Origin of the sequence: Thermoflexus hugenholtzii JAD2 (assembly GCF_900187885.1) — a bacterium.
GTDB classification, from domain to species: Bacteria; Chloroflexota; Anaerolineae; order Thermoflexales; family Thermoflexaceae; genus Thermoflexus; species Thermoflexus hugenholtzii.
The window spans coordinates 217,816-233,168 of the sequence record NZ_FYEK01000044.1; the positions used below are offsets into that span (position 1 = coordinate 217,816).

The 15,353-nt window shown below is 67.9% G+C and carries 14 protein-coding genes; 4 read left to right on the forward strand and 10 right to left on the reverse strand.

Translation table 11 applies throughout. The features are described from left to right. Positions 1-173: 173 nt before the first annotated feature. From CFB18_RS11335 to efp, 3 genes are all read right to left on the reverse strand, one after another. Positions 174-842 carry an HAD family hydrolase gene (locus CFB18_RS11335; protein WP_088571910.1) on the reverse strand — a complete coding sequence of 223 codons (669 nt, stop codon included), beginning with the start codon at positions 840-842 and terminating at the stop codon, positions 174-176. A 106-nt stretch (positions 843-948) separates the two neighbouring features. Beyond that, the gene (gene fabF, locus CFB18_RS11340; protein WP_088571911.1) at positions 949-2,196 is read right to left on the reverse strand and encodes a beta-ketoacyl-ACP synthase II; all 1,248 of its coding nucleotides are present in this window, start codon (positions 2,194-2,196) and stop codon (positions 949-951) included. Between the two features lie 34 nt (positions 2,197-2,230). After that, on the reverse strand, positions 2,231-2,791 hold the full coding sequence (efp, locus tag CFB18_RS11345; protein ID WP_088571912.1) for an elongation factor P: 561 nt from the start codon (positions 2,789-2,791) through the stop codon (positions 2,231-2,233). 97 nt (positions 2,792-2,888) lie between these two features. On the opposite strand from efp, the gene CFB18_RS11350 reads away from it, so the two are divergent. After that, positions 2,889-4,118 (forward strand): molybdopterin molybdotransferase MoeA, encoded by a 1,230-nt coding sequence (locus tag CFB18_RS11350; RefSeq protein ID WP_088571913.1) that lies wholly within the window; start codon positions 2,889-2,891, stop codon positions 4,116-4,118. Between the two features lie 4 nt (positions 4,119-4,122). Here the strand turns inward: CFB18_RS11350 and CFB18_RS11355 are convergent, their stop codons facing one another. Together CFB18_RS11355 and CFB18_RS11360 are read right to left on the reverse strand one after the other, a co-directional pair. Continuing rightward, a complete protein-coding gene (locus CFB18_RS11355) occupies positions 4,123-5,520 on the reverse strand; it encodes a tryptophanase (protein ID WP_088571914.1) in 1,398 nt (465 codons plus the stop codon). Positions 5,521-5,542: 22 nt separating this feature from the next. Next, the gene (locus CFB18_RS11360; RefSeq protein WP_088571915.1) at positions 5,543-6,460 is read right to left on the reverse strand and encodes a DMT family transporter; all 918 of its coding nucleotides are present in this window, start codon (positions 6,458-6,460) and stop codon (positions 5,543-5,545) included. 211 nt (positions 6,461-6,671) lie between these two features. Between CFB18_RS11360 and CFB18_RS11365 the strand changes: the two genes are divergently transcribed. Further along, on the forward strand, positions 6,672-7,454 hold the full coding sequence (locus CFB18_RS11365) for a P-loop nucleotide/nucleoside kinase family protein (protein ID WP_088571916.1): 783 nt from the start codon (positions 6,672-6,674) through the stop codon (positions 7,452-7,454). Beyond that, entirely contained in the window at positions 7,451-8,038 is a 588-nt protein-coding gene (locus CFB18_RS11370) for a hypothetical protein (RefSeq protein ID WP_088571917.1), read from the forward strand. The genes CFB18_RS11365 and CFB18_RS11370 overlap by 4 nt, the downstream gene beginning before the upstream one ends. 336 nt (positions 8,039-8,374) lie before the next feature. Here CFB18_RS11370 and CFB18_RS11375 read toward each other — a convergent pair whose 3' ends face one another. From CFB18_RS11375 to CFB18_RS11390, 4 genes are all read right to left on the reverse strand, one after another. Further along, positions 8,375-9,583, reverse strand: coding sequence for a sigma-70 family RNA polymerase sigma factor (locus CFB18_RS11375; RefSeq protein WP_088571918.1), 1,209 nt, complete (start codon positions 9,581-9,583; stop codon positions 8,375-8,377). Between the two features lie 61 nt (positions 9,584-9,644). Continuing rightward, positions 9,645-10,151: a YceD family protein gene (locus tag CFB18_RS11380; RefSeq protein ID WP_088571919.1), complete on the reverse strand. Its 507-nt coding sequence runs from the start codon at positions 10,149-10,151 to the stop codon at positions 9,645-9,647. Positions 10,152-10,423: 272 nt separating this feature from the next. Continuing rightward, the gene (locus CFB18_RS11385) at positions 10,424-12,115 is read right to left on the reverse strand and encodes a cyclic nucleotide-binding domain-containing protein (protein ID WP_088571920.1); all 1,692 of its coding nucleotides are present in this window, start codon (positions 12,113-12,115) and stop codon (positions 10,424-10,426) included. A gap of 85 nt (positions 12,116-12,200) precedes the next feature. Beyond that, positions 12,201-13,544, reverse strand: coding sequence for an NAD(P)/FAD-dependent oxidoreductase (locus CFB18_RS11390; protein ID WP_234977043.1), 1,344 nt, complete (start codon positions 13,542-13,544; stop codon positions 12,201-12,203). 139 nt (positions 13,545-13,683) lie between these two features. Here CFB18_RS11390 and CFB18_RS11395 point away from each other — a divergent pair, with 139 nt between their 5' ends. Continuing rightward, positions 13,684-15,048: a tetratricopeptide repeat protein gene (locus tag CFB18_RS11395; protein ID WP_159461725.1), complete on the forward strand. Its 1,365-nt coding sequence runs from the start codon at positions 13,684-13,686 to the stop codon at positions 15,046-15,048. A gap of 11 nt (positions 15,049-15,059) precedes the next feature. Here CFB18_RS11395 and CFB18_RS11400 read toward each other — a convergent pair whose 3' ends face one another. Further along, a complete protein-coding gene (locus CFB18_RS11400; RefSeq protein ID WP_088571922.1) occupies positions 15,060-15,353 on the reverse strand; it encodes an ArsR/SmtB family transcription factor in 294 nt (97 codons plus the stop codon).

Here is a 15,353-nt window from a genome sequence, read left to right on the forward strand (position 1 = left end):
GCGGAGGCCGACGCTGGGCGGGCAGCGCCCTGGGAGGCCGGTTTCAATCGGCGTGAGAAGGCACCGACCGAAAAACGTCCTTTGTGTCGGCGAAGGCCAGCGCTGGGTGCGGAGCGCCTGGGAAGGCCCATCCCAATCAGCGCAAGGAGCCAGACAGATCGTTACGCCGCTCTTCAATAGAAGCGCTCGATGGGCCATCCCCGCCGGCGGGCCAGCCGGCGCAACCGGAGATCGGGGTTCACCGCCACCGGATGGCCGACCCGCAGCAGAAGAGGGAGATCCGTATAGCTATCCGTGTAGAAATAGCTGCGGGAGAGATCGACGCCTTTCTCTGCCGCGTAGCGCTCGGCCCAGTAGACTTTCCCCGGGCCGTAGCACGGGGGCTCCACTACCCGGCCCGTGAGGCGTCCGTCCACCACCTCCAGGCGAGTGCAGAGATAATCGGGGATCCCCAGGGCCTCCGCCAGGGGGCGGACCACGTATTCGGTGGCGGCGGAGATCAGGGCCACCCGGTGCCCCTGGCGGCGATGGGCCTCGATCCGCTCCACGGCCCCGGGAGCGATATACGGCCGCACCCACTCCTCGAACCAACGCCGGGTCTCCTCCCGGAAGGCGCCCTCATCGGCGCCGGCGATCATCGCCGTGAGGCGGGCACTGGCCCGGGGGAACTCCAGCAACCCCAAATAATACCGCAGCGCCAGCCACAGGAATGTCCACCAGAGCGCTCCGGTCATCCGGCCGCTGCGGCGCAGATAGCGCACCCACTGCCTCCCCGAGCTCACCGAGAGCACCGTGTGGTCCACATCGAAGAACGCCGCGATCTCCCCGCCTTCCGGTTCCATCCCGCTCGCCTCCCCGCCGCTTCGCCCCAGGGTCCCCTGAACAAAGATCGGACGGAGGATCCTCTCCGTCCGATCCGTTTCGAGATGTAGGGACGCGGTGATCTCATCACGCGCCTTCCCAGCGCTTGAGCACCAGCACGCTGTTGTGGCCGCCGAACCCGAAGGCGTTGGTGATGGCGATGCGCACCTCTTTGCGGCGGGCCTGATTGGGGACGTAGTCCAGGTCGCACTCCGGATCCGGGTTCTGCAGGTTGATGGTAGGGGGGATGATTCCCTCGCGGATGGCCATGACACAGAAGATGGCCTCCAGGGCTCCCGTGGCCCCGATCATGTGGCCGGTCATGGATTTGGTGGCGCTGACCGGGATCTCGTAGGCCCGCTCGCCGAAGACCGTCTTGATGGCCAGGGTCTCGGTTTTGTCGTTGAGGGGCGTCCCGGTGCCGTGGGCGTTGATGTAATCCACCTCCTCCGGGCGGATCCCGGCTTTGCGCAGGGCCTTGGCCATCGCCCGGGCCGCCCCCGCCCCGTTTTCATCGGGGGCGATGGGATGGTAAGCATCGGAGGTCGCCCCGTAGCCGATGATCTCGGCCAGGGGTTCGGCCCCCCGGGCCAGGGCGAACTCCAAGTCCTCCAGCACCAGGACCGCCGCGCCCTCTCCCATCACCGTGCCGTCCCGATCCCGGTCGAAGGGGCGGCACGCCCCGGCGGGGTCGTCGTTGCGGCGGGACATGGCCCCGATGCGGTCGAAGGCGGCGATGCCGATGAAAGTGATGCTGGCCTCGGCGCCCCCGGCGATGCAGACCCGGCAATCTCCGCTGCGGATCAGCTCGTAGGCGATGCCGATGGCGTCCGCCCCGGCGGCGCAGGCGGAGACCGTGGCGAAGTTGGGGCCTCGGGCCCCCAGCTCGATGGCGATCTGGGCGGAGGCGCCGTCCGTGATCACCATGGGGATGACGAAGGGATGGAGCAGGCGGGGGCTCTTGTGCAGGGCCGTCTCCACCCCATCGGCGAAGGTTTGGGCCCCGCCGATGGCTGAGCCGATGATCACCCCTACCTCATCGGCGATCTCCTCGGTGATCCGCAGCCCAGCCTGGCGCACCGCCTCCTGGGTGGCGACCACTGCGAACTGCTCGAACCGGTCCCGCCGCCGGGCCTCCCGGGCGTCCATATAATTCAATGGGTCGAACCCCTTGACCTCGGCGGCGATGCGCACGTTCAGACCGGAGGCGTCGAAGAGGGTGATCGGCCCCACGCCGGAGCGGCCGGCGACGGCGTTGGCCCACGTGGTGGGCACATCCAGCCCCAGCGGCGTGATGGCCCCCATCCCAGTGATCACCACACGACGGGGCCGCATTCGTCTCCTCCTGTGATCAGGTTCCATGATGGATTTAACCCACGCGGGTCACGTATTCCCCGGTGCGGGTGTCGACCCGGACGATGTCGCCCTCGTTGACGAAGAGGGGGACCCGGAGGCGATAGCCGGTCTCCAGCACCACCCATTTGTCGGCACCCGAGGCGGTATCGCCTTTCACCCCTGGCTCCGCCTCCACCACCCGCAGGTCCACCGTCACCGGCAGCTCCACCCCCAGGGGCTCGCCCTCGTATTCCCGCAGGATCAGGGTGATCCCCTCCTTCAGGAAGTTCACCGCCTCCCCCAGCCGCTCGGCCGGCACCGGGATCTGCTCATAGGTCCGGGTGTCCATCATATAGTAGAGATCGCCGTCCCGATACAGGAACTGCACCTCCCGGTTCTCCACCCGGATGTCCTGCACCCGATCGCCCGAGAGGAACGTCTTGTCGATGATGGCCCCAGTGCGCAGGTTGCGCAGCTTGGTGCGGATGAAGGCGTTCCCCCGGCCGGGCTTGTGATGCTGATACTCCAGCACCTCATAGATCTGACCGTCCAGGATGAAGGTCGTCCCCTTCCGCAGGTCATTCACATCGATCATCTTCGGTTCCCTCCCGCCGAAGCTCCCTGAATTCCCACTCCGGAGGCATTATAGAAAATGGAAAACCGACCGTCAATGACCCGGCCTGGAGGGATCGATGCCGGAGTTCTTCACGGTTCTCCCGCCCGATCAGGCGCTGGAGCGGCTGCGCGCTCATCTGAGCCCTTTGCCGGCCGAGATCCTCCCGCTCTCCGAGGCCCTCGGTCGAGCCCTGGCCCAACCCGTCGTCGCCCCCGAGCCCCTGCCTGCGTTCCCGCGGAGCGCGATGGACGGCTATGCGGTGCGGGCGGCCGACACCTTTGGGGCCACCGAGGGCCTGCCGGCCTACCTGCGGGTGATCGGCGAGGTGCCCATGGGACAGGCCCCGGGGTTCGCCATCGGCCCGGGAGAGGCCGCCCTGATCCACACCGGGGGGATGTTGCCGGAGGGAGCCGACGCGGTGGTCATGCTGGAGCGGACCCAGCGGCTGGATGCGGAGACCATCGAAGTGTTGCGGCCGGTGGCCCCAGGGGAGAACGTCATCGCCATCGGCGAGGACATCCGGCAGGGGGAGATCGCCTTCCCGGCGGGCCATCGCCTGCGTCCCCAGGATCTGGGGGCCCTGGCTGCCCTGGGGGTGGCCCGCGTGCCGGTGGCCCGCTGCCCCCGGGTGGCCATCCTGGGCAGCGGCGATGAGATCGTGCCGCCTGACCAGCGGCCCCAGCCCGGCCAGGTGCGGGATGTCAACACATTCTCCCTGATCGGCCTGATCCGCCAGCACGGCGGGGAGCCCCTCCCCTGGGGGATCGCCCCGGATCGCCTGGAGGTCCTGGAGGCGATGGCCCGGGAGGCCTTTGAGGCCGCCGATGTCCTGGTCTTCACTGCCGGGAGCTCCGTGAGCACGCGGGACCTCACCGCGACGGTCATCGAGCGCCTGGGCCCGCCGGGGATCCTGGCCCACGGCCTGGCCATCCGCCCCGGCAAACCCACCCTGGTGGCCTTCTGCGCCGGCAAGCCGGTGCTGGGCCTGCCCGGGAACCCGGTCTCCGCCTTCGTGGTCGCTCGGATGCTCCTGGTCCCCCTTCTCTATCTCCTTCAGGGCGTGGAGCCGCCCCCGCCGCGCCGTCAGCCTGCCCGCCTGTCCCACAACATCCCCTCCGCCCCCGGGCGCATCGATTGGGTGCCCGCCCGCCTCGTCCCTCGAGGGGATGGCCTCTGGGCCGAGCCGGTGTTCGGCAAGAGCAACCTGATCTTCACCCTGGCCCGCTCCGACGGCCTGGTGATGGTCCCCCTGGATCTCAACGGCCTGCAGGCCGGAGACCCGGTGGACGTGTGGCTCTGGGAGTGAGGGGTCAGGCCGCCTCGTCCAGCTCTCCCAGGGGCTCGAAGCGAGCGAGGAAGTGCCGGAGCAACCTCGGCGCCTCCACGATGCGGAAGCCCCGGATGCGCTCCCGTCGGGCGTAGACCCGGGCGCACACTTCGACCACGTAATCCAGATGGCTCTGGGTGTAAACCCGGCGAGGGATCGCCAGGCGCACCAGCTCTAATCGGGGATAGATCATCTCACTGGTGCGGGGATCCTCCTGGGCCAGCATCACGCTGCCGATCTCGACCCCACGGATGCCCCCCTCCAGATACAGATGGACCGCCAGGGCGTGGCCCGGGTATTCCTTCTGGGGGATATGAGGGAGGAAACGTCGCGCGTCCAGATACACGGCATGGCCCCCGGGCGGCACCACGATGGGGATCCCCGCCTGCCGGAGGGACTCCGCCAGATAACTCACCTGGCCGACGCGATAGGCCAGATACGCCTCATCGAGGGCTTCCTGCAACCCGATGGCGATGGCCTCCAGATCGCGGCCGGCCAGGCCGCCGTAGGTCGGAAAGCCCTCCCGCAGTACCAGCTGGGCGCAGAGGGCTTCATAGAGGTCACGATCCTTCAGGGCGATGAACCCGCCGATGTTGGCCAGGCCGTCCTTCTTGGCGCTCATCAGACAGCCGTCAGCGTATCCGAAGAGCTCCCGGGCGATCTCCCGCAACGGGCGGCCTGCATATCCCGGCTCCCGCATCCGGATGAAATAGACGTTCTCCGCATAGCGGGCCACGTCCAGATACAGCCCCTTCCCGTATCGCCGGGCGATCGCCGCCACGGCCCGCACGTTCTCCATGGAGACCGGCTGCCCGCCCACGGTGTTGTTGGTCAGGGTGAGCATCACGAAGGGGATGTTCTCCGGCCCGACCTGCTCGAAGAAGGCTTCCAGCTTCGCCGGGTCCATGTTGCCCTTGAAGGGGTGCTCCAGGGTCGGGTCGTAAGCCTCCTCGATGACCAGATCCACCGGCTCCGCCGGCCGGGCCAGCAGGTTGGCCCGGGTGGTGTCGAAGTGATTGTTGCTGGGGACCTTCTGGCCCGGGCGGACGGCGACCGCGAAGAAGAGGTGCTCCGCGGCCCGGCCCTGATGGACCGGCACCACATACGGGTAGCCGGTGATCTCCTGGATTGTCTCCTGGAACCGGTGGAAGCTGCGGGCTCCGGCGTAGGATTCATCCCCCTGCATCATCGCCGCCCACTGCCGGTCGCTCATCGCCCCGGTCCCCGAATCCGTGAGCAGGTCGATGTAGACGTCCTCCGCCCGCAGGCGGAACAGGTTGTATCCGGCCTCCTCCAGACGCCGCCGACGCTCCTCCCGCGGGAGGAGCCGGATGGGCTCCACCATCTTGATGCGAAACGGCTCCGGTGGATGGATCGGCATGGGGAAACCTCCAACGATAAAGTTAAGCGCTGGCCCCCTCCCGGGAGACGATGGTGATGCCGGAGAGGATCAACCCGCCCCCGAGGAGCTTGATCCAGCCTGGTATTTCCCCCAGGATCAGGTAGGCCAGGATGGTGGAGCCGATGGGCTCGCCCAAGGTGGTCACGGTGACCACCGCCGTCGGCAGGTAGCGGAGGGCCCAGTTGAAGGAAGAATGTCCGATCAGCTGGGGGAAGATCGCTACCAGGCTCAGCCAGACGTAAGTCATGGGCGTGTAGCCGAGCACCGGGAGGCGGGCGGCGGCCACGATCAGGAGGCAAACCACGGCCGCCGTCCCGTAGACAATGGCGATATAGACCGGGAGGGAGAAGCGGCCACGCACCCGACGCCCGATCATGAAATAGCCGGCCACCATGACCGCTCCCGCCAGGGCGAGGAGGTTGCCGATCAGGGATCGGCTCCCTCCCAGCTCGCAGCGCAGGGGGGATCCCGTGCAGGCGTCGCTCAGGCCCACCATCCCGCTCCCCACCAGGGCCAGCAAGATCCCCAGGGCCGTGCGAAGGGAGATGGCCTCCCGAAGGAAGAGGGGGGCCGCGATGGCCACGAACACCGGGGAGAGGCTCACCAGCACCACCGAGCTGGCCACCGTCGTGTATTCCAGGGAGGTGATCCAGGTCACGAAATGCAGGGCCAGGAAGACCCCGGAGAGCAGCATCCAGAGCAGATCGCTGCGGCCGATCCGCTTCCATTCGTGCCCGTAGCGCCCGATGGCCACGGGCAGGATCAGCAAGGTGGCCAGGGTCAGGCGATAGGCGGCGATGACCAGGGAGGAGGCCTCGCGCTGGGCGAAGCGGATGAAGATCGAGGCCATGGAGACCGCCAGGATGCCCAAGGCCAGGACCAGATAGGGCGGAACGGGGGGGCTTTCCCGATGCGACATCACCTCCCTCCCAGAAAAGATCGGCTTCCTGGATCGCTTCTCGTCCCCTCCTCCGGCGGCGGGGCTTCCACGATGCCATGTCTCGGCCCCGGCCCGGGTGGTGCGCTGGAGGGAGGAGAGCGGCGCAGCGCTCACCGCCCTTCGGTTTATAATTCTGACCAGAGGTCCTGACAAATCGCCCGTGGCGGTTCCGGCGCGAGGATCAGATCATATGGAGGATCGAAGGCTTGCGCAGCCGGAGAGGCCCGCATCCGGCATCCCCGGACGGAGCCCGGAGCGGGAGCGCGGCGCGGGCGGGCCCTCGCCTTATCCCCTGACCCGAGAGGAGGCGGAGGCGATGGCCCGACGGGCCGCCCAGGCCTTAGACATCCGTCCGATCCCCACGCCGCATCCACGCCTGATCCTGATGGTCGGCCTGCCCGGGACCGGGAAGTCCACCCTGGCCCGCCGCCTGGCCGCTGCCCTGCCGGCTCCCATCGTGGAGTCCGACCGGGTGCGCCGCGTCCTCTTCAAGTGGCCCCGCCACTCCCTTCAGGAGAGCCGGCGGGTTCATCAGGTATGTCGGGTGCTCCTCGAGCAGCTGCTGCGCCAGGGTTCCTCCGCCATCTTCGACGCCACCAACCTCATCGAAGCGCATCGCGCCCTGGTCTATCAGATCGCCGACCGCCTCCGCATCCCCCTGATCATCCTCCTCGTCACCGCGCCTCCGGAGGTGGTCCGGGATCGCCTGGAGGGGCGGCTCCGCCATCGGGATCCGACGGACGCCAGCGAGGCCACCTGGCCGGTCTACGAGCGGATGCGCCGGCAGATGGAGCCCATCGGGCGCCCCTATCTGGAGGTGGACACCTCCCGAGATCTGGAGGCCCTCCTGCCGGATCTGGTGCAGGCCATCCGCCAGCCTGTGTGGCCCCTTCCCGGTCTTCCCTCCGTGCCTCGTTCGCCGGCGGAGGAGGGACAGGGCCCGAGCAACCCATCCCTGGAGGGATCGCGATGAAGCCGGAGGAGGAGCTGACCTTCGTCCGTGAGGGGATGGCCGCGATGGAGGACTACCTGAGCTCGGATCTGGTCTACTGGACGCTCCGCCCCTTCTCCGCCACGTTCCCTGCCTTCAGCGTGGGGGGGCTGCTGGAGAGCCTGCGTCGTCTGGAGGCCCGCCGGGAGGAGTTGCCGCCTGGGGCTCAGGCGGAGCTGGGGGCCATGAAGAGCCAGCTGGAGCGCGTGCGGGAGGTCCATCCGGATCGATATCGTCGGAAGGTCGAGCGGGAGCTCAGCAGCCGTCTGGACGCCTGGTCCTGGTATCTGGAGGACTATGAGGAGCGGCCGGAGGAGGCGGCCGTTAGCTATCCCGCTCAGGTCCACATCCGCGTGAAGATCGATCTGTTGCTGGAGGAAGCCGAACGGCTGGGGTTAGAGGTCCAGCCGGCCCGGCGCCGGGTGGAGGCCCTGGATCAACGTCTGCGTCGTCACTGGGTGCCCGGCCCCTTCCTGTGGGAGGAGGCGTTGCAACGCGCCTTCCCCCGGGAGCGCTTCTGGTGGCTGTATGGCCGGCTGCAGGGTCGGGAGGCCGTCGGGGGGTGAGGAATTGACAGCGTCCCGGATCGCGGGCATGATCCTCAATGTTCCGGGCGCCCCCGCCGATGGCGAGTGCGGCGCCTCCGGATGTGCCATCCCACCGGAAAGGAGGTGATGCGACATGGACGAAAAACGTCGGACAGACCTGAGGGAGGCGGGCCGTCGCATCACCTCCGGTGAGGACCGATAAGCGACGGCCCGCCGGAAGGGGCCGCCCCCGGCGTCGGGAGGCGGCCCCTTCGTTTTCAGTAAAGAAGCCATTCGCAGAGGAGGAGACTCGCAAAAAATCGGGGCGCCGTCGCACGGCGCCCCGACATCGGATTGCGGGAAGGCGACATCGACTCAGGTCAGGAACTCCCGGAGCTGGCGGCTGCGACGGGGGTGGCGGAGCCGGCGCAGGGCGCGCCCCTCAATCTGGCGGATGCGCTCCCGGGTCAGCCCGAACTTCTTGCCCACCTCTTCCAGGGTGTAGCAGCGACCGTTCACCAGGCCGAACCGCAGCCGCAGGATGCGGGCCTCCCGCGGGCTGAGGGTGGAGAGGATCTCCTCGATCTTCTCCCGGAGCAGGTTCTGATAAGCGATCTGGTTAGGAGAGGGGGAGGATTCGTCCTCGATGAAGTAGCCCAGCTCGTCCTCCTCGTCCTCCCCCACCGGGTTCTCCAGGCTCAGGGGCTGCCAGGAGACCCGGAACATCCACTCCACCTTGCGGGGATCCACGCCCAGCTCGGCGGCGATCTCCTCCACGGTGGGCTTACGGCCCAGGCTCTGCTCCAGCTCGTGGGCCACCCGATACAGTTTGCGGATGCGATCGCTCATGTGGACGGGGACGCGGATGGTGCGGCTCTGGTCGGCGATGGCCCGGGTGATGGTCTGGCGGATCCACCAGGTGGCGTAGGTGCTGAAGCGGTAGCCGCGCCGGTAATCGAACTTCTCCACCGCCTTCATCAGGCCCAAGTTGCCCTCCTGGATGAGGTCCAGGAAGGGGACCCCGCGGCCCATGTATTTCTTGGCGATGCTCACCACCAGGCGGGTGTTGGCCTTGATCAGGTGCTCTCGGGCTTTGCGGCCCTCCTCCACCAGCTTCTCCAGCCGCGCCCGTTGCTGAGGGGTTAGCCGCCGCGCCTCGCGCAACCGCCGGGCGGCCTGTTGCCCGCGGAACACCTGCCGGGCCAGCCGCACCTCCTCCTCGCTGGTCAGCAGGGGGACACGGGCCATCTCCTTCAGGTAGAGGCCGACCGTGTCATCCACATCGATGTCTGCCAGATCGTCATCCTCCCCCAGGACCACATCGCTGGTCTCGAAATGCTCTTCGCTCTCCTCTTCCTCTTCTTCTTCGATCTCCCGGAGGAACCGCTCCTCTTCCTCGATGTTGATCCGGGTGTCGTCGTAGAGCTCGATGCCCGCTTCCTGCAGCCAGAGGCAGATCTCATCCAGCTCCTCGGGGGATTCCTCCGCCTCCGGATAGATCTCCAAGATGTCCGTGACGGTGAGATAGCCCTGTCGCTCCGCCAGGGACAGCAGCTCGCCGATTACTTCGTCGAAGCTCGCCATCGTCGCTCCTCTCCGCACCCAGAGATCTCGAAACGCTCCTTCCCGCTCCCAACGGCCCCCTTCACTCCCCCTGCAGGCGGAATGCGGCCAGAGCCGCCCATCGCGGGTCCGGCTCCCGAACACATCCGCATTCCCCCTCATTCAGGTTCTGCCCACACTCCGGGCACAGCCCACGACAATCCGGCCGGCAGAGCACCCGCAACGGGGTGTTCAGCAGGATGTGCTCCCGTAGCGGCGCCGTCAGGAACAGATAACCATCATCGGTCACCGCATAAAACGTCTCCCCCGGGATGTCCACGGGGGAGAGGAAAAAAGCCTCCTCGAACTCGAAGGTCATCGGGAAGGCAACCGGTTCCAGGCAGCGGGCGCACTGGGTGTGGATCTGCGTGGCGATGGTGCCGGAGGCCAGGAGCCGACGGTCGGAGCGGACCAGCTCGATCTCCCCGCGCAGATAATCCACCTCCACCCCATATCCCAAATCCCCCGGTCCCTCCTCCAGGGCCAGCACCATGCGGCTGCCCACCGGCGCGCTCACCAGCGCGCCCACCCGATAGCGCAACATTTTCATGGGGCCCTCCCCGGACAGGCCATCGACCGGTTGGCCTGCATCCGTTTTGGGGCAGGTTGGCAAAACCTGCTGCGCTGATTATAGCACAGCGCCGATCCCCCCGTCAAGCACCACACGGATCCCGTTGAAACCCATTCCCTGGAATGAAATTACAAATCAGATATATCGATTGTTTTAATGGAAAATGGAAGAGATTTAGATCACCATTATCGGCCAGATATATCGCAGGCCTGGGACTGGGGTGGACAAAAGATGGATGGGAGGGATGGAGCTTAGGGGGCGTGGGGGCCGGGTCCGATGCCCGGGGGGCCGAAGCGGAGGCGATCGTAAGCGGCGAGGGTGTCCACGATATGGCGGCGCTGGCGAGCGGCCTCCTCTTCCTGGAGCCGGCGGCGGTAGGCTTCCATCCGCCGGGTGATTTCCTGCTGCACCTGTCGGGGCTTCCCAACGTAACGCAGGTGGAAATCCCCACCGGGGACCCGAACCAGCACATGTCCGTAGCCGAGGATGCGGGCCAAGAGGGAGGGGATCGTATACTCCACGCTCTGAATGCGGTTCAGGCTGGCCGTCTGCGTTTCCTCCCGCATGAGGGCCGGCAGGCGCTGGGAGAGGATCAGCTGGCTGGGGGTCAGGATGTATTCGTCGTTCCGCCAGTTCTCGTAGCGCCACCACCACCAGACCCCCAGCAGGATCCCAATCAGGATCAGTGCCCCCCAGCGGATCCCTGGCTCGATGCGATCGACCGGCCACACGTGGTGAAGGTGGAGCAGCCAGCCCAGGATCCACAGCCCGGTCGCCAGGGGCGGCCCCCAGAGCAGGGAGCGGATCAGGGCCACCCAGTGCTTGCGGTAGATGATCCGATCCCCGACTTCCTCACGGATCGGAGGAAGGAGATAGCGGAGCACCGCCCGCAGGATCAGGAGGAGGCGGCCCCACCAGCCCGGGGGGGGCTCCGGCGTCGGGGCAGGCTCCGCTTCCGCCGGCGGGAGCTCCAGCCCCAGGCGGCGGCGCAGCTCCCGCTGCAAGCGGTAGCGCTGGCGGGCCTGCTGCAGCGCCCGCAGTCGGTCCAGTTGCTCGTAGATCAGCCGACGGATCTCCTCCGGCTGCGGGAGGTTCGCGAAGCTCACCCGACCGGTGAAGGCATCTACCTCGATGTCCCCGAAGTCCAGAAGATAAGGGCTGGCCAGCGGGGTGCGCCGCAGGATCTGCACCCCCTGCACCTGGTCCAGCGGCATGTCCTGCCGGGCCTCCGGGCCCGGGAACACGTAAAGCCAGCGCTCCCGCTCGATGTGGACGATACGATGGGTGGTGAGGATATACTGGTCGTCCCACCAGTTCCACACCTGGGCGCCCAGGAAGACCAGAGGGATCGCGTTGAGGAAGAGAACAGGCCACCAGCCCAGCTGGGCGACCAGGAAGGTCGTGAGGACGATGAAGACCAGCAGCAAGGCCAGGGGAGGGAGGAGAACCGGGATCAGACTGATCCAGTGGCGATGGATGGCCGCCAGCACCTGCTCGTCAGGCTCCAGCCAGGGGAAGCGAGGCGCCCGCAGACGGGCTTCCACATCCGGTGGGATCTCCAGGCGGTGGATGAGGCCCGGCCGCTCGGCGAGGAGGGCTTCGAACGCCGCTCGCTCCAGCAACCAGCCTTCCACCCGGGTGATGGCCATCGCCGTCACGTCCCGGGGCTCATCCAGGAAGAGGGCGTGGGCCCCGACGCCCTCCCCCGGCTGAAGATGGCGGACCAGGCGCTCAACGCCGTCGGCGTCGATGCGCAGCAGGGCCAAGCGCCCGGCGCGCAGGATGAAATAGGCCGGGAACCGTTCCCCCTCAATGAACAGCTCCTCTCCGGGGTTTAGGGTTCGGGTCTGAAACCGCGCCGCCAGCTGATCGAGCTCCTCCGGATCCAGCCGGCGGAAGAGGGGTTGCGCCGCCAGCGCCGCCCGCAGCGCCGGATCCACCATCCCACCCCCTGCCGGTCAGCAGGAAAATCCGGTCTTTACTATAGTAATCCCGGCCTGAATGCTCGGGAAGCCGAAGGCGCGCGCTTCATGGGGCGCCTTGGGATATACCCTCGAGGGCCATGGCGGCCCAGCAGCCCTGCCGGTGGTCCTCCAGGATCATCCGGGCAACGCGACGGCCCATCTCCACCGCGTAGTTCGTCCCCCGATCCCACGGATACACCTGGCTCATGCTGGCGAAGTAAAGCCCGGGCAGTGGGGCTCGCAGATCCGGGATCATCCGGGAGTAGTTCACCGGCACCACCGGCTGGGCATAAGGCTCCCGGAAGACCCAGTAGCGCCGCACCCACTCCGGTCGGAAAGCCGGGTTGAAACGCGGCAGAGCGGGCAGGAACGTGCGCAACAGCTCCTCGGGCGACATGGAGAAATACGGGTGATCCGGCGGGAGGTAATCCCCGCAATACACCAGGTGCTCTCCGCCGTAATGTTCGGGGGGGATGTAATTCGTGTGCTCCACCAGGGCCAGGAAGGGAAACCCCGCCCGCTTGGGGAGGTTGATCCAGTAAACGCCCTGGGTGAGTGGGCGCGCAAGGGCTAAGATGAGGACCACCGCCCCCAGGGAGCGCAAGGCGAGCAGCTGGCTCACATACCCGGCGGGCAACGTGGGGACGAGGCGGACCAGCAGGCGGGGGGAGGTGGTGACCAGAGCCGCGTCATACGTGCCCGGGCCATCCGCGGCCTCCACCCGCCATCCGGCCGCCTCCGGCTCTAAGCGGAACACGGGGGTGCTCAGGCGGATCTCCCCACCCTGGGCGCGGACCCGGTCGGCCAGGGCGTCGAAGAAGGCCTGAAAGCCCCCCTCGAAGGTGCCCAGCCGCGGGCTGCGCTTGTGGATCCGCGCCCAGAACCAGGCCATGTTGATCTCCGCATACGCCTCCCCGAACTTGCCCTCGAGAAGGGGCTGCCAGATCTGCTCGTAAGCCCGGCGCCCCATATACCGGGGGAGCCACTCGTGAGCCGTCACCCGCTCCAGGGGTTCCCAGCGCGGAGTCAGCCGCAGATAGGCGATCACGAGCCCCATCCGCAGCTTCTCCAGGAGGGAGAGACCGGGGAAGCGCAGCACGGCCAGCGGGCTGTCGAAGGGATACGGGCGCTCGTTATACCAGACGGCGGTGACCGGCCGGGGGAATCGCACCCGGTGGCTCAGGCCCAGCTCCCGGATCAGCCTCAGGATCTCGGTATCTGACGCGAACCAGTGATGATAGAAGCGCTCCAGGGACCAGGACCAGCCCTCCGCGCGGAAGCCGGAGGCCAGCCCGCCGGGCTGGGGCGCGGCCTCATACACCACCACCCGGGCCCCTGCCCGGGTCAGGTCATAGGCAGCGGCCAAGCCCGCCGCGCCCGCTCCCACAATGGCCACACGCAACGTCATCTTCCGCTCCACCGGAAGGATGCCCGCTGTTCCCCACGTATTCGCGCTATATTGTAACCCGGGCCGTGTTCCCCTTGGATGAACTGGAATGGAAGAGGCGATCGAATCCGGAGAGTCTGACCGCAACGGATGGGCATCCATGGCACGAATGCGACGCGTCGGCGCGATGGGGCTGCTCCTCCTCAGCGGGCTCCTGCTCGCCCTGGACCCCTCCGGCATCCCGGCGGCGCGGTGGCTGCGGGAGGGAGATACCCTCTGGGCAGAGGGACGGGTGCTTTCCGCCCAAAAGGCCTATCAGAGGGCCCTGACCCTTCGCTCCGCTGACCCGGCCCTCTGGCATCGCATCGCCCAGCTGCATATGGCTTTGGGGGAGCTGGAGGAAGCGGAGGCCGCCTGGGCCCGGGCGGCGACGCAGGGGGATCCCTGGGCGGCGCGTGGTCGGGCGGAGCTGGCGACCCGCCGCGGGGATTGGGATGAAGCCCGACGACGCTGGAAGGACTGGGCGCGTCGCCATCCCGAGGACCAGGAGGCGTATGCGCGCTGGGCGGAGGCCGCGCTGGCCCTGGGCGACGAAGCGGAGGCTCGGGCCGCCTGGGAAACCGGGCTTGCGCATCACCCCGAGGGTCCATTGTTCCGATTCCGGCTGGGCCTCCTGCGGGGCGCGGAGGACCCGAGGGCTGCCCAGGTGCTGCTCAAGGACCTCCCCTCCCCTCTCCGAAGCTGGGCGGAGATGCTCCCGGATCCCGCCCAGCCGTCGACCCTGCGGCGATGGGGGCTTGCCCTAGTCGGGGGGCGTTACTGGGGGGAAGCCCGAGGGGCCCTCGCCCGCTGGCTGGAGCAGGATCCGAGGGATCCGGTTGCCATGGCCGCTATGGGCTATGTCCTGGGACGGCTGGGGCAGGAAGGGGAGTCGTGGTTGCAACGGGCCCTCGCAGGGGCCGAAGCCCCGCCGGAGGCCCATTACTTCGCCGGCCTTTACCTGCTGGAGCGAGGGCGCTACGCCGAGGCCCAGGAGCGCTTCGCCGCCGCTTACCAGCAGGATCCCCATCCCCTTTACGCGCTGGAGCGGGGACGCGCGGCCATGCTGGCCGGCGATCTTCTCACCGCCGAGCGCTGGCTTCGCCAGGCAGCGGCGGACGCCCCGGGGAACGTCGAGGTCTGGAACGCCCTGGCCGCGCTTTACCTGGGTCATCAAATCGGGCTGGGGAAGGGGATCGAGGCGGCTCTGGAGCTTCTGCGGCGGGATCCCCGGCGGGTGGAGGGCTACGAGTGGCTGGGATGGGCGCGTTACCTTCAGGGGAACTTCGCCGAGGCGGAGCGGCTGCTGCAGCAGGCCGTGGGGATGGATCCAGAGCGCGCCTCGGCCCATTACCGGCTGGGCGTGGTGATGGCGGCGGAGGGGCGATGGGCCGAAGCCCGTCGTCTCCTGGAGCGAACGGTGCTCCTGGATCCGACGGGGGATTTCGGCGGCCGCGCCATCCGGATGCTTCACCGGATCCCGTAGCGGGCGGGCCTTCAGCGGCGCCGCGCCCGGCGGCGGGTAGGTCGCAGGGCGAGCCGGAGGGCCCGCAGCCCGCGGTCCAGGGCTTCCGAGTCCAGGGTATAGAACGTCCTGCGGCCGGCCTCGCGGGCGCGCACCAGGCCGACCCCTTGCAGGATCCGGAGATGGTGAGAGACGGTGGGCTGGGAGAGGCCCAGGGCCTGCACCAGATCTCGCACACACAGCTCCCGTCCCCACAGCAGCCTCAGGATCTGCTGTCGACGGGAGTCGGCCAGGGCCTGGGCGAAACGAACCGGATCGCCGCTCAT

What these genes read in the sequence shown, in the direction of transcription:
- CFB18_RS11335 (WP_088571910.1), bottom strand. Translation starts at nt 842, where the DNA reads ATGGAACCGGAAGGCGGGGAGATCGCGGCGTTCTTCGATGTGGACCAC.
- fabF (WP_088571911.1), bottom strand. Translation starts at nt 2,196, where the DNA reads ATGCGGCCCCGTCGTGTGGTGATCACTGGGATGGGGGCCATCACGCCG.
- efp (WP_088571912.1), bottom strand. Translation starts at nt 2,791, where the DNA reads ATGATCGATGTGAATGACCTGCGGAAGGGGACGACCTTCATCCTGGAC.
- CFB18_RS11350 (WP_088571913.1), top strand. Translation starts at nt 2,889, where the DNA reads ATGCCGGAGTTCTTCACGGTTCTCCCGCCCGATCAGGCGCTGGAGCGG.
- CFB18_RS11355 (WP_088571914.1), bottom strand. Translation starts at nt 5,520, where the DNA reads ATGCCGATCCATCCACCGGAGCCGTTTCGCATCAAGATGGTGGAGCCC.
- CFB18_RS11360 (WP_088571915.1), bottom strand. Translation starts at nt 6,460, where the DNA reads ATGTCGCATCGGGAAAGCCCCCCCGTTCCGCCCTATCTGGTCCTGGCC.
- CFB18_RS11365 (WP_088571916.1), top strand. Translation starts at nt 6,672, where the DNA reads ATGGAGGATCGAAGGCTTGCGCAGCCGGAGAGGCCCGCATCCGGCATC.
- CFB18_RS11370 (WP_088571917.1), top strand. Translation starts at nt 7,451, where the DNA reads ATGAAGCCGGAGGAGGAGCTGACCTTCGTCCGTGAGGGGATGGCCGCG.
- CFB18_RS11375 (WP_088571918.1), bottom strand. Translation starts at nt 9,583, where the DNA reads ATGGCGAGCTTCGACGAAGTAATCGGCGAGCTGCTGTCCCTGGCGGAG.
- CFB18_RS11380 (WP_088571919.1), bottom strand. Translation starts at nt 10,151, where the DNA reads ATGAAAATGTTGCGCTATCGGGTGGGCGCGCTGGTGAGCGCGCCGGTG.
- CFB18_RS11385 (WP_088571920.1), bottom strand. Translation starts at nt 12,115, where the DNA reads ATGGTGGATCCGGCGCTGCGGGCGGCGCTGGCGGCGCAACCCCTCTTC.
- CFB18_RS11390 (WP_234977043.1), bottom strand. Translation starts at nt 13,544, where the DNA reads ATGACGTTGCGTGTGGCCATTGTGGGAGCGGGCGCGGCGGGCTTGGCC.
- CFB18_RS11395 (WP_159461725.1), top strand. Translation starts at nt 13,684, where the DNA reads ATGGCACGAATGCGACGCGTCGGCGCGATGGGGCTGCTCCTCCTCAGC.
- CFB18_RS11400 (WP_088571922.1), bottom strand. Translation starts at nt 15,353, where the DNA reads ATGAGCGGCGATCCGGTTCGTTTCGCCCAGGCCCTGGCCGACTCCCGT.